This is a genomic window from Nocardioides sp. S5 (assembly GCF_017310035.1).
Taxonomy (GTDB): domain Bacteria; phylum Actinomycetota; class Actinomycetes; order Propionibacteriales; family Nocardioidaceae; genus Nocardioides.
Genome location: NZ_CP022296.1, coordinates 3,894,365 through 3,907,650 on the forward strand (window position 1 = coordinate 3,894,365; position 13,286 = coordinate 3,907,650).

10 protein-coding genes are annotated in these 13,286 nt (G+C 70.7%); all 10 read right to left on the reverse strand.

The features are described from left to right. Positions 1-86: 86 nt before the first annotated feature. The 10 genes from CFI00_RS19255 to CFI00_RS19300 all read right to left on the reverse strand — a co-directional run bounded on the left by CFI00_RS19255 (position 87) and on the right by CFI00_RS19300 (position 13,283). Positions 87-4,868, reverse strand: a complete 4,782-nt coding sequence (locus CFI00_RS19255; protein ID WP_242532510.1) for a DUF4082 domain-containing protein — start codon at positions 4,866-4,868, stop codon at positions 87-89. Positions 4,869-4,971: 103 nt separating this feature from the next. Further along, positions 4,972-5,985, reverse strand: coding sequence for a glycosyltransferase (locus tag CFI00_RS19260; protein WP_207082589.1), 1,014 nt, complete (start codon positions 5,983-5,985; stop codon positions 4,972-4,974). Further along, positions 5,982-7,139: a DegT/DnrJ/EryC1/StrS family aminotransferase gene (locus CFI00_RS19265; protein ID WP_207082590.1), complete on the reverse strand. Its 1,158-nt coding sequence runs from the start codon at positions 7,137-7,139 to the stop codon at positions 5,982-5,984. Before CFI00_RS19265 ends, CFI00_RS19260 begins: the two co-directional genes overlap by 4 nt. Further along, positions 7,136-7,789: a NeuD/PglB/VioB family sugar acetyltransferase gene (locus tag CFI00_RS19270; protein ID WP_242532511.1), complete on the reverse strand. Its 654-nt coding sequence runs from the start codon at positions 7,787-7,789 to the stop codon at positions 7,136-7,138. The genes CFI00_RS19265 and CFI00_RS19270 overlap by 4 nt, the downstream gene beginning before the upstream one ends. Continuing rightward, entirely contained in the window at positions 7,777-8,928 is a 1,152-nt protein-coding gene (locus CFI00_RS19275) for a DegT/DnrJ/EryC1/StrS family aminotransferase (protein ID WP_242532512.1), read from the reverse strand. The genes CFI00_RS19270 and CFI00_RS19275 overlap by 13 nt, the downstream gene beginning before the upstream one ends. Continuing rightward, positions 8,925-9,926 carry an NAD-dependent epimerase/dehydratase family protein gene (locus CFI00_RS19280; RefSeq protein WP_207082591.1) on the reverse strand — a complete coding sequence of 334 codons (1,002 nt, stop codon included), beginning with the start codon at positions 9,924-9,926 and terminating at the stop codon, positions 8,925-8,927. The genes CFI00_RS19275 and CFI00_RS19280 overlap by 4 nt, the downstream gene beginning before the upstream one ends. Continuing rightward, complete coding sequence (locus CFI00_RS19285) at positions 9,923-10,993, reverse strand: Gfo/Idh/MocA family oxidoreductase (RefSeq protein WP_207082592.1); 1,071 nt, start codon at positions 10,991-10,993, stop codon at positions 9,923-9,925. Before CFI00_RS19285 ends, CFI00_RS19280 begins: the two co-directional genes overlap by 4 nt. Next, positions 10,990-11,619: an acyltransferase gene (locus CFI00_RS19290; protein ID WP_207082593.1), complete on the reverse strand. Its 630-nt coding sequence runs from the start codon at positions 11,617-11,619 to the stop codon at positions 10,990-10,992. Before CFI00_RS19290 ends, CFI00_RS19285 begins: the two co-directional genes overlap by 4 nt. After that, positions 11,616-12,458, reverse strand: coding sequence for a glycosyltransferase (locus CFI00_RS19295; protein WP_207082594.1), 843 nt, complete (start codon positions 12,456-12,458; stop codon positions 11,616-11,618). The genes CFI00_RS19290 and CFI00_RS19295 overlap by 4 nt, the downstream gene beginning before the upstream one ends. Positions 12,459-12,590: 132 nt before the next feature. Beyond that, a complete protein-coding gene (locus CFI00_RS19300; RefSeq protein WP_207082595.1) occupies positions 12,591-13,283 on the reverse strand; it encodes a hypothetical protein in 693 nt (230 codons plus the stop codon). Positions 13,284-13,286 lie beyond the last annotated feature (3 nt).

Below are 13,286 nucleotides of genomic sequence, written 5' to 3' on the forward strand. Positions count from 1 at the left end.
ATGGACCCCTCGCCGCCGCCATCGTCGTCGCGCCCGTGCCACTCCTGCGCCCGGTTGCCTCGCATATCCCCAAATTGGGTGGGCCCTCAGCCGCCAGCCCGGAACAGCACGTCCACGAAGTAGTTCGTGGAGTTCCACGAGCCGGTCGGGAACCCGCCTCCCGCGCCGTAGCGGTAGAGGCCGTTGTTGCCCGCCGGGGCCGTGAGCGGCCCCACCGTCCGCAGGCTCGCGAAGTAGGCGCCCGTCGCCGAGAACCGTCCGGTGGGCGAGTAGTAGGAAACGACGTAGGTCTGGCCCGCGGCGACGGGGACGGGGCTGGAGAAGTCGGCTGCCTGCCAACCGTCGGTGGTCTCGTCGGTGAACGTGACCGTCCCCACCCGGGTGCCGTCACTGCTCCACAGCGACCCCGTGTGGGTGCCCGTGTTGCCGGTGCCCTTCCAGAAGCGCACGCCGGTCACCACCCCGGCGGTCGAGGGGGTGAAGGCCATGCCGAGCTCGATCGGGTCGGAGTCTTGGGCGTGGATCGCGGGCGTCTCGCCGTCGAGCAACCGCGAGATCGGCGCTGTGACGGCCGCCGTCGTGAAGGACCACGACTGCGAGGACAGGGCGATCCCGTCGGTCGACCTCACCTCGGTCACCTCGACGGTGTAGGTGGTGCTGGCCGCCAGCGCGGCGGACGGCCTGAACGTCAGCTGCTTCCCGTCGGACGACAGCGCCGCCGATCCCAGCACCGTGGTGGTGCCTCGACGCATCGTCATCGACCAGCCCGAGGCCTGGATGGCGTCGGAGAAGGTCATCCTCGGCGTCACGTCGGTCGCTACGCCGGTGGCGTCCGCCCCCGGCGTACGCGACGCGACCGTCACGGCGCTCGGGTCCTTCTCGAAGACGACGTCGACCCAGTAGTTCGTCGCGTTCCAGGAGTACGTCGGGAAGCCTCCGCCGCCGTAGAGGTACCTGCCGTTCGTGCCGGCGGGGGCAGTCAGGTCACCGCTGGTGAAGGCGTTGGCGAAGAACCCGCCCGAAGTCGCGTAGTGGCCGTTGGGGGCGTGGTAGGACACGACGTACGTCGTGCCGGCGGCGAGCTGGACCGGTGATGCCAGCATCGCGGTCTGCCATCCGGAGGCGGTCTCGCCTACGAAGGTCACCCCGGCCAGCTTGGTGCCGGTCGCGGACCACAGCGACCCCTTGTGCGTCCCCGTGTTGCCGGGACCCTTGAAGAAGCGGATCCCAGTGACCTGCCCGGCCTTCGAGGGCACGAACGACACCCCGACCTCCACCGGCGAGCTGTCGTCGGCCGCCGCCTGCGCGGGCTGCTGGCTGCTGAAGAGCGTCTGCTCGGCTGGCGGCTCGCCGGAGCGGGTGGTGAAGCTCCATGCCTGGTTCGCCAGGGTGATGCCCTCGGTCGAGCGGAGCCCGGTGACGTTGACGGTGACGACGGCGCCGTCCGGGAGCAGGCCGGAAGGGGTGAACGTCAGCCGCGTGCCGTCGTCGCTCAACGCGGTGCTGCCGGGCACGGTCGTCCCGCTCGACGTCACCGACATGCCCCAGCCGGAGGCCAGCGGCGTGCTGACCTCGAGGACGACCGAACTGGCACGACGCACCATCGTTGCTCCGGAAGCGGGTGACTGCCCGACCACGGTCAGCGGGGCCGGTGCCCGCTCGAAGACGACGTCGACTAGGTAGCTGGTCGACGAGCTGGACGAGGGGTAGCCGGATCCGTAGGTGTAGGCGCCCGAGCTGCTCTCCACCACCAGCGGCGCGCGTGACATCCCGCTGAAGCCACCAGGGGTCGCGGAGTAGCGTCCGCCCGGCGCGCGGTAGGAGGCGACGTACTCCGTGTTGCGGGTGATGGGCACGGGCTGGTCGAAGACCAGGGTCTGCCAGCCTGCCGTGGTCTCGCCGCTGAAGGTGCCGGTGGCGAGCTGGGTGCCGTTCGCAGACCACAGCGTGCCGGTGTGGGTGCCGGTGTTGGAAGGGCCCTTGTAGAACCGGATCGCGGTCACGGTTCCGTCGACAGTCGCACTGAACCGGGTGCCGAGCGTCACCGGTGACCGGTCGGCGTCCTCGAGGAGGGTGGGCTGCGTGGCGTCGTCGTAGAGCGTGCACGGGCAGACGCCGGGCGCCGCTGCGGGCTTCGCGGTCCGGAATGACCAGGTCTTGCCCGTGCTCACCTGCTGCCCGAGGCTGTCGGTGGCCGAGATCGTCGCCGTGTGGTCGACGAACCCCGCGAGGGGTGCGGTGGGCGTGAAGGTCACTGTGCGGGTGGTCGCGTCGTACGACGTGGAGCCCGCGACGGTCTGGCCGAGGGCGTCCTTGAGCACCAGCGACGCCGAGCCGGCCGTGACCGGCTTGGAGAAGGTCGCCTTGACGGCGGTACTGCTGGGCACGCTGCTCGACCCGGCGAGGGGCCACTGGCTCGTCGCCACCAGCGGCGAGGTGTCCACGGTCGTGAAGAGCACGTCCACGTAGTAGTTGCTGCTCTCGTGACTCCCTGCGGGGAACCGTCCGGGCGACCCGAACACGCCGGCCGGCGCGGCCCCGAACCCCCCGGCTACCGTGAGAGGGGGAGCAGATCGGGGTGCGCTCCAGAACGCGTCGGACTCGAGCGAGTAGCGGCCCTGGGGCGCGGTGTAGGACGAGACGTAGGTCTGGTCGGCGCTCACCGGGACGGCGGACGTGAAGCTCAGCGTCTGCCATCCGGTCGCGCTCTCGTCGGTGAAGGTGCCGGTGGTCAAAAGCTCACCGCTCGAGCTCCACAACGAGCCCTGGTGCGTGCCACCGTTGCCGGTACCCTTGTAGAAGCGGACGCCGGAGATGTAGCCGTTGGCGGTCGGGGAGAACCGCAGGCCGAGCTCGACGGCACCCCCGTCATCGGTGGCCGGGACCGGAGGGACCTCCGCGCCGAAGATCGAGCACGGGCACGTGACCGTGACCGTGCGGGTGGCCACCGACCCGATATTGGCGCTGTCGTCGGTGGCGCGCACGCGCAGGTCCACGCCGCCCATGCCCTTCTGCGCGTATGTGTAGGTCCACGAGGTCGTTCCCGTCGCGCGGTGCCACGTGTCACCGCCGTTGGTCGACACCTCGACACCCGCGACACGGCCGCCGCCGGTGTCCGTCGCCGTGCCGGTGACGGTGCGCTGCGACCCGTTGGCGATCGTTGCGGCGGCGCTGGGTGACGCGATGGTCACCGAGGGCCCGGTGGTGTCCGCCGACTTGGTGGCCGCGACCAGACCCGCCATCAAGGTGCTCGGCTGGGCGTCCATGTCGGCGAGGAGGTTGACCTGCGCCTGCTGCATCCGGATGTCGGCAGGTTCGGCGACGTACGGCGTGTCGTGCTCCGCGTCCAGGCCCCACGTCCATTGCACCGACCCGGCGCTGAACACCAGGGCACCGCTCGGTGCCCGGTAGAGGGTGACGTTGTGCGTCGTCGTGCCGGGCGTGACCTTGTTGCCGTAGTCCCGCAGGTACTCCGGGGTCGGGCCCACCGTGGTCGACAGGCGCACGAGGCCCGCCGGTCTGTGCCCATTGTCGATGTCCTCGTTGGACTCGTATCCCACGGTGTGCGGTGCCAGCTCCTGCTTCTGGCCTGCGGACAGGCTCGCCAGCGAGGTGTGGCGCCACAGGCGGTACTTGCCCTCCTCGGCGCTCACCGTGACGGGGAGGTCGCTGTAGTTGGCCTGGTACATCGTTCCGGTCAGCCCGTTCTCCGGGCGGCCACCACCCTGGGAAGGTGGCGCGAAGCGCGGGTCGCGCCACGTGCCGGTCCACTCCGAGGTCGGGTCGGACTTCCTCCGGTCCCAGGTCTCCTTGTAGCTGACCAGGGTCCGGTACGCAGTGCGGCTGGCGTCGAGCGACGGCTCGTACCGCGTGCGCCAGTAGACCTCGTTGCCACTGAGGAATTGCAGGTTCACCCCGGCGTCACGGGCAGCCTCGACGTTGGCCCGCTGAGCGCCGCTCCAGTACTCGTCGTGGCCCACCGAGAGGAAGACCTTGTGATTCTTGATCAGGTGTCCGCGGCGGTCTGTGTCGACGCCCGCCAGGTAGGAGACGTCGTAGCCGTTGCGCTCGAGGAAGCGCACCATCGGGTACTCGTTGGAGAAGAAGAAGTCGCGCCCCCCGACGCCGCCGCGCGTGAGCATCGGGCGGTTGTAGGACACCTTGTACGCGCGACCGTTCGCGCCGCCCCAGTAGAAGTTCGAGCCGCCGTAGGTGTTGTAGGCGACCCAGGTGGGGTCAGACGTCTGGAACACCACGTCGGAGGTGCTCGCGTCGTCACGCACGACGAAGGTGATGTGGCTGGCGTCGCCGTTGCTGCGCTTGAGGTGGGCGAGGTAGACGCCCGACACGGCGGTTGACGGCACGTTCCAGGAGGCCGAGACGGCCCAGTTGCCGCAGTCGAGCGTCTCGGTCGTCACGTCGTTAATGCAGTTGGGCTGGTTCTGCGGGAGCGAGGCGGAGGGGGCGATCGAGGTGATCTTGCGAGCGCCGTCGCCCTGGTAGTAGCCGATGCGGTAGATGTCGATCGTGTACGCCGACGCGTCGGTGTCGATCTTGAAGTCGACCCGCTGGCCGACGTTGACCGAGATATCGGTGGAGAAGCCCTGGATGGACTCGTCGCCGGCACCCCAGATCGCGTCCCACACGGCGGGGTCCGTGCCGGGCTTGGAGTTCTCGCACGCGATCTTGTTGCCGCCGGGGGCGCAGGGATCGGCTGCGGTGGCGGAGGTGGGACCGCCCAGCGCCACGGGACCCACCAGCGCGTTGAGTGCTGCGACGAGCGCGAGCACCACGAGCTTCAACATCCACGCACGCCCGAGACCCCGCTTGCGATCGCCCGCAACCACCATGTCTTCCCAACCCTTCATGGCGCCCTCCCAGGGCACCCGATGCTGATCTTCTTGACGCGGCGTCCCCAGTGGGCAGCGATGGACCTGATATCCCCAATTTGAGTGCGCGCTCGTGCGGGCCTCAGAGCTTGGCCACGGACGCGACGCCAGCAGCCGCCCCACCCGGGGCGTGTCGCGCGCGCTGGCGCGGGATCCGCAACCCGCTGATGTGGAGCGGCGGCGGGTCGGAGACCTTGGTGACCGTACGGCTCGCGGCGGCCACGAGGTCGCGCTGCTTGAGGCTATCGGCGTCGCGCGAGATGCAGAGGTCGCGCAGCGCCAGGTCGAGCGCGATGGTCAGCTGGTGGTCGTCGACGTGCTCGCCGTGCTTGGCCCGTCGCGGCACCAGGATCGGGAACTTGCCGTTCTCCAGCGCCATCAACGCGATGCCGGTGCCGGCGTGCGCGACAACGACGTCGGAGTCGCGGATCGACGTCCGCATCTCCTCGGCGGGCACCCGTTCCCTGCCCTCGATGCCGAGGCCGGCCGTGTCGGTGCCCCCGGTCTGCCAGAGCACCTCGGCGTCCTGCGGCACCAAGGGGACCAGACGCTCGAGGAGCCGCCGGAAGCCGTAGTCGGACTGCGTGCCGAGGCTGACCACCATCGACCGGACCGGCCGCGGGGCCGTCGGGGTGACGTCGTACAGGTCCCAGGGCGAGGCGAGGTAGGTCCACCCGCCTCGGGCCAGGTCGCTCGACTGGCTGAAGGTGGTGATGCCCGGCATCGCCGCCATGATCCGTCCCGACAGGGACGGCTGGTCGCGACGGGTCGCGCTCTCGATGTAGACCGTCTCGATCCCGCGCAGCCGCGCCTGGGGCAGCACCGCGAGCGCCAGCGCGGCGCCGGTGCTGACCACGAGATGCACGTCGTGCTCGCCGAAGAGCCGCCGGGCGGTGACGGCGTTGCGCGCCACCGCGGCGGTGTCGCGGGGCGGGCACGGTGCCATCCAGTGCACCCTCTCGCCGATGAGCATCGACTCCGACTGCGGCGTCCGGACGGTGACCCACACGACGTCCTCGCCCACGCCGAGGCGCGGACGCAGCGTGTGCAGCTGCATCAGGTGGCCGCCGTCGTTGGCGACGAGCAGGGTGGTCACTCCTGCCCCCTCTCCACGTTGTACTCGGTGCCCTCGACCGCGCTTGCCAGCACCTCGACGACACGGTCCTGCATGGCCTCGGTGAGGTGGGGGTGCATCGGGAGTGAGAGGATCTCCCCGGCTGCGGCCTCGGCCACGGGAGCCGTCCCGCGACCCATCCCCAGGTCCGCGTAGGCGCCGGTCAGGTGCACCGGGTAGGGGTAGTGGATGCCCGCACCGATCCCCGCCCGGCCGAGCTCGGCCAGGACGCGGTCCCGCTCGGCGACGCGGACGACGTAGAGGTGCCACACGTGCTGCCCCTCCACGCCGAGCAGCGGGCGGCGTACGCCCTCCACGCCGGCGAGGAGGCGGTCATACCGGGCAGCCGCACGCACGCGGAGCTCGTTCCACTTCTCCAAGCGGTCGAGCTTGGCCCGGAGGTAGACGGCCTGGATGGTGTCGAGGCGGGAGTTCATCCCGACCACGTCGTGGACGTAGCGCACGGACGAGCCGTGGCTGCGCAGCCGACGGATCTCGGCCGCGATGGTCGCGTCGTTGGTGGTCACGGCGCCCGCGTCGCCGGCCGCACCGAGGTTCTTGCCGGGGTAGAAGCTCGTGGCACCGACGGTGCCGATCGCCCCGGCCCCGAGGCCCCCGGTGCGCGCGCCCTGGGACTGGGCGGCGTCCTCGACCAGGGCGACGCCGGCGTCGCGGCAGATGGCGGCGAGTCGTTGCATCGGGGCGAGCTGGCCGAACAGGTGGACGGCGGCCACGGCCTGGGTCCGGTCATTGATCGCGGCCTCGACCTGCGTGGGGTCGATCAACAGGCGTTCGTCGTCCACATCGACCGGCACCGGCACGGCACCGATGCGCGAGGCCGCCTCCGCCGTCGCGATGAACGTGTTGGCCGGGACGATGACCTCGCCGCCCGGACGGACGCCGGCGGCGCGCAACGCCAGCTCGATGGCGTCGGTGCCGTTGGCGACCCCGACGCAGTGGTCGACCCCGACGAAGTCGGCGTACTGCTGCTCGAAGGCGGCGACCGGGGGGCCGTCGACGAACGCGGTGGTGGCGAAGACCGCGGCGATCCCTGCCTCGATCTCGTCGGCGATCTCCGCGTGTTGCGAAGCGAGGTCGACGAAGGGGACCTGGGGTGGGGTGGTGCTGGTGCTCATGCGGTGACTCCTGTCCGGACGGGTCGGGCAGGAACGCCCACCCAGGTCTCTCCTGCGGGGACGTCGTGGAGGACGACGGCGCCCATCCCGATGGTGGCGTCGGCACCGATGCGTACGCCCTCGCGGATGGCGGCGTTCATGCCCACGTAGGCGGCCTCACCGACCTCGACGCCACCCCCGAGCGAGACGCCGGCGCAGAGCGTCGCGAAGTCGTGGACCCGGCAGCCGTGGGTCAGCGTTGTGTGGGGCATCAGCACCACGTGGCGGCCGACCTCGACGTCGGCGGTCAGCACCACTCCGTCGAGGGCGATCGAGCCGACCCCGATCGAGCAGCTGCCCGGCAGCACGACGCGGGGGTGGACGAGCGAGGTGTAGCGCTCCGGCGCCAGCCCGAACATGTCGAGTCGCACGGCAACCCGGCGCCGCACGCGTCCTTTGCCGAGCGTCAGCACCACGTCGTGGTCGACCACGTCCGGGACGAGGTCGACCGACCCGAGGACCGGGGTGAGCCCGTGCAGCGTGCCCCACGTGGCGGGGTTGTCGTCGACGACGCTGACCGGACCCGGGTCGTGCAGCAGCACGGCCACGGCCGTGACCTCCCTGGCCAGGCCGCTCGCGCCGACGAGCAGCAGCCCGCTCACGGTCGCCACGCCGTGGTGAGCGCGTCGCACACGCGCGCCTGCTCACCGTCGGTCATCTGGTGGAAGAGGGGCAGGATCAACGTGCGGTCGTTCAACCGCTCGGTGACCGGCAGCGGCGCATGGGACCGGTGGGAGTGGGCGGGCTGTCGGTGGGCCGCCATGATGCCGCGGCGCGCGGAGATGCCGGCCTCCGCCAGGTGGACCATCAGCTCCTCGCGGTCCAGCGGGTGCTCGTCCAGGACCTCAACCCAGCACGACTGGAAGTTGGTGGTGCCCCAGGCGGGGTCGGCGACGATACGCAGTCCCGGCAGGTCGGCGACCACCGCTGCGTACGTCGCAGCGACCTCGCGGCGCCGGGCGACCATCGCCGGGAGGCGGCCGAGCTGGACGAGGCCGACCGCGGCCTGCAGGTCGGTCATCCTGAAGTTGAAGCCGACCTCGGCATAGGACTCCGGCGGCGCCAGCACACTGGCGTGCCGGTCCGCGGCCGAGACGGACATCGCATGCTCCCGCAGCCGCCGGGCGCGCTCCGCCCAGTCGTCCCGCGACGTGGTGAGCATGCCCCCCTCCCCCGTGGTGAGCAGCTTGCGGGGGTGGAACGACCAGGCGGCGATCTCGGCACCCGCACCTACGGGACGTCCGTGCGCGGTGGAGCCCGCCGCGCATGCGGCATCCTCGATGACGGTGATGCCGCGCGGGTCGCACCAGCTGCGGACGGCTCGCAGGTCGAGAGGCACCCCGCCCTGGTCCACGGCGATCACCGCGCGGGTCCGCGCGGTGACCACCGTGGCGATCGTGGCGGGGGTGAGGTTGCCTGTGTGGGCGTCCACATCGGCGAAGACGGGCGTGGCGCCGACGTAGGTCGGTGCGTTGGCGGTGGCCACGAAGGAGAAGGACGGGACGACCACCTCGTCGTCGGGGCCGATCCCGGCGACGACGAGCGCGAGGTGCAACGCAGTGGTGCAGTTGCTGACCGCCACTGCGTGCGTGGCCTGCTGCGATCGGGCGAAGGCGTCCTCGAACGCCGCCACCCGCGGCCCCTGCGCGACCCAGCCGGAGCGGATGACCTCCGCGACGGCGGCCACCTCCTCCTCGCCGAGCCACGGCTGCATCACGTTGATGCGCGTCAGCTGCTGGTCGAGGCTCATCTCGCGACCGCCGTCACGAGACGTCCTGCGGCGATCTCCTCGCGCTGCGGACGCCACCACTCCACGAGGGCGCGGAGCCCGTCCTCGAGACCGGTCTGGGCGACGAAACCGAGGTCCCGCTCGGCGGCGCCGATGTCGGCGAGGCGTCGTACGACACCGTTGACACCCCGCTCCGGACCGTGCTCGACGGGGAGGTCGGAGCCCATCACCCTCAGCAGTGCCTGCGCCAGCGCGAGCAGACTGGTCTCCTCACCCCGCGCCACGTTGTAGACGCCTTCGACGACCGTCGACGAGGCCGCCAGCACGTTGGCCCGCGCGATGTCGGTGGTGAAGACGAAGTCCATGGTCTGCAGGCCGTCGCCGAAGATGAGCGGCGCCCGACCGTCGTCGATCCGCTCCATCCACCGCACGAGCACCTCGGTGTAGAGCCCGTGGACGTCCATCCGCGGTCCGTAGACGTTGAAGTAGCGCAGCGCGACGTAGTCCAGGCCGTGCATCGCTCGGAAGCTGCGCAACATGCCTTCGTTGAAGGTCTTCGCGGCGCCGTAGAAGGTGTCGTTGTCGTAGGGGTGCTGCGACTCCGGCGTCGGGAACTGCTCGGCCAGTCCGTAGACGGACGCGGACGAGGCGGCGACCACCTTGTCGACGCCCCGCGAGGAGGCCGCCTCGATCACGTTGAAGGTGCCGTCCACGAGGACCTCGAGCGCGAGACGGGGCTCCTCCGCACACTGGGTGATCCGGATGGCCGCCTGGTGGAAGACCAGGTCACAGCCGCGGGTGAGGTCGTGGACGAGGTCACGGTCACGGATGTCGCCGCGGACCAGCTCGATGCCCCCACGCACGAGGGCGTCCTCGAGGTTGTGCTCGCGTCCGCGGACCATGTTGTCGAGGACCCGCACCCGGGAGACGCCGGCGTCGAGCAGCTGGTCGACGAGCGTGGAGCCGATGGTGCCGGCGCCGCCGGTGACGAGCACCGTCGACCCGGTCAGTGTGGTCATCGGCTGACCTCCAGGACCCGCTCGTACGCGGCCTGCCGCGGCACCGGGGGCGGCGACACCGCCTGCTCGGCGAGCCGCAGGGACGCCTGTTCGAGCACCTCGAGGACCCGCAGCCCGGAGTGGCCGTTGGTCAGTGCTGGACGACCCTCGTGGATCGCGGCTGCGAACTCGGTGACCATCGAGCCCAGCGCCTCTCGCTCGGGCAGGGCAGGCGACCAGGTGTCGCCCAGACGGTAGGAAACCGTCGAGGCAGCGCGGTCCGAACCGGCCACCGACGTACGAGCCAGGTCGACGCCACGGTCGAAGACGCTGAGGCGCTGCTGGGGGTTGAGGTCGTCCCACACGAGCGTGCGGCGAGAGCCACCGATCACCATCTGGCGAATCTTCGTCGGGCTTAGCCAGTTGACATGAACGTGCGCCAGCCCGTCGTCGGGCAGCGGGAGGGTCAGGTGGCCGACACAGGCGCGACCGGCGCCGATGGGGTCGGCGCCGGTCGCGCCGATGCCGGCCGTAGGGAGCCCGCCGGGCAGGACGAAGTCGAGGATCGCGAGGTCGTGGGGAGCGAGGTCCCACAGGACGTCGATGTCCGGCTGGATGAGGCCGAGGTTGATCCGCACCGAGTCGATGAAGTGCACCTGGCCGAGCTCCCCGCTGACCACGAGGTCGCGCATCTTCTGCACCACGGGCGTGTAGCAGTAGGTGTGGTCGGTCATCAGCACCAGGCCCTGCTGCTCGGCCAGCTCGACCATGGCACGTCCACGCGCCACGCTGTCAGCCAGCGGCTTCTCCACCAGCACGTGCTTGCCCGCACGCAGCGCCTCGAGGGCAAGCCCGTGGTGGGTGCGCGCCGGGGTCGCGATGGCCACCGCGTCGATGGACGGGTCGTCCAGCACCCGCTGCAGGCTGTCGGTGACGGCGACGTGCGGACCGGCGACCTTGCGAGCGCGGTCGAGGTCGAGGTCGCACACCATCGCCAGGTCCCAGTCCGTCGACCCGCCGAAGTTCCGCACCAGGTTGGGGCCCCAGTAGCCGGCGCCGATGACGGCGATGCCCAGGTTGTCGCTCATCGAGCTTCCTCCAGTCGTCCTTCGAGCTCTGTGTAGACCTCGCCCGAGGCCGGGCAGATCCATCGGTCGTGCGTGTCGGACACGAGCGGGACACCGCTGCGCCCGACCCAGCCGACGCGACGTGCCGGAGCGCCGACGACGAGTGCGTGGTCGGGGACGTCGCGCGTCACCACGGCTCCTGCACCCACGGATGCCCAGCGGCCGATGATGACCGGCGCGACGCAGACCGCGCGGGCGCCGATCGAGGCTCCCTCGCGGACGGTGACCCCGACGGGTTCCCAGTCCTGCGCTCCCTTGAGGCGACCTTCCGGTGTGACCGCACGCGGATACGTGTCGTTCGTGAGCACTACAGCCGGACCGACGAAGACGCCGTCCTCCAGGACGGCGGGCTCGTAGATCAGTGCTTGGTTCTGCACCTTGCACCGCTCGCCGAGCCGAGCCCCCGGCCCGATGTAGACGTTGCGGCCCACGATGGTGTCGGCACCGACGTGGGCTCCGGCACGGACGACTGACTGGTCCCAGACCTGGGCGCCGGGACCCACCTCGGCGTCGTCCTCGATCGTGGCGGTTGCGGCAACGACGGTGCCGGTCCCGCGGGTGGCCCTCGAGCTGTTCAGCGTGGTCATGAGCGTGAGCTTTCGTCTCGTTGCCAGGTGGTGAAGTCGCCGGACCGCAGCGCACGTCGAGCACCGATCCGCGCGGCCGCGTGGACACCCAGGAAGACGGGGAGGCGGAGGACCAGCGCGGGGCGCCGAGCCGTGAGGCCCAGGAGGGTGGCAGCAGTGGTGCGCGAGGACTCACGCCGCAGGCCGAGCTCGCCGGCCTGGGCGTTGCCCGTGGCGATCCGGATGCGACGGCGCAGCAGGTCGCCCAGGGTGCGCGGCGGGCGGACCACGGCGACGGCCCCCGGGACGACGCGGCGCTCGGCACCGGTGAACGAGTCGGACATGCCGAGGTCGTCGCTCATCATCCGGGGCAGCGCGGTGATGCGGGCCTGCGCCTGTTCGGAGAGCACGACCACGCCGCGGCCGAAGAGGCCCGACTCGACCTGCGGGAGGGACTCCCAGACGTCGTAGTACCAACGCACCCAGCAGGAGCAGCCGGCGCGGGGCACGTCGCGGTGGGGTGCGGTGGCGAGGACGTCGTCGCGCATGATCGGCTCGAGCAGCTGCATGACGTCGCTGCCGGTCAGCTCGATGTCCGCGTCGAGGTGCACCCGCGGGAACACGTCCGACGTGGCGTTCCCCACCCGGACGGCCTCGGCCTTTGATGGCTGATCGATCTCGATGACCCTGGCCAGCGGGTCTGCGTGACGGGCGACCTCGGCCGTGCGGTCGGTGCACCCGTTGCAGACGACGACCACATCGAGGTCTTCGTCGCGAGTGCCCCGACGGAGAGCACGGAGGTTGCGGCCGATGCCCGCTGCCTCGTTGTGCGCCGGAATGATGACGCTGGCAACCGCCATCCCCACTCCCCCAAGTCGTGTACCGGTCGGACGACCGACACGATCAGATCTTGGGGATCGCGGATGGCTGCGCGGACGCCCGTCGGACCCTTTCGCCAATATTGGTGAGCAGGGTCGAGCCGGGTCCGGATGTCATCGCGGACGAGCCATCGAGAACGTGATCTCGTGGGACCTCAGGTTGCGCAGTGACAGCAGGACCGCGTCGAGTGCCACGACCGACCACTCGTCGTCGACAGCCGTCCCGTCGGCGGTGGTGCTGAGCACCTGCAGCAGGTCGAGCGGCTGCCTTCGCAGCTCGGCGTGCAGGGTTCCCTCCATGACGCGGCGCAGGAAGTCGTGCTGTGCGGCGGGCCCGGATCCGTAGACGTAGGAGGGGTCGACGGCGTTGACGTCGGCCAGCTGGACGAACGTGGTCCAGTCGATGGCGATCAGGTGATCGATGCGACGGCCGGACCACGCCTCGACGGCCGCGACGCTCGAGCTCGGCGCAGGCTGGTTGACGTGAGGACGGACCCGGCTACTGGCGGGCAACGTCGCAACCTCGGCCGACATGCCGTCCGGAGGGATCTCGACGAGCATCACGGCCTCGACGGACTGCTCGTCCACCAGCCATGGCACGTCGTTTCCGGTGCCCCCGGGTCGGGTCGCGACCATCAGGATCGTCTGGCCTTCGTCGGGCGGTGGTCGGTCCGACAGGCCGGCGAAGGCACCCTCGATCCGGTCCAACCGGCTCACCAGCGCGACGTTGGTCGCCAGCACCACCAGCACGCCCACCAGTCCGAGCATGGACAGCACCTTGGCGCACCGGCGTACGACTCTCGCCATCCG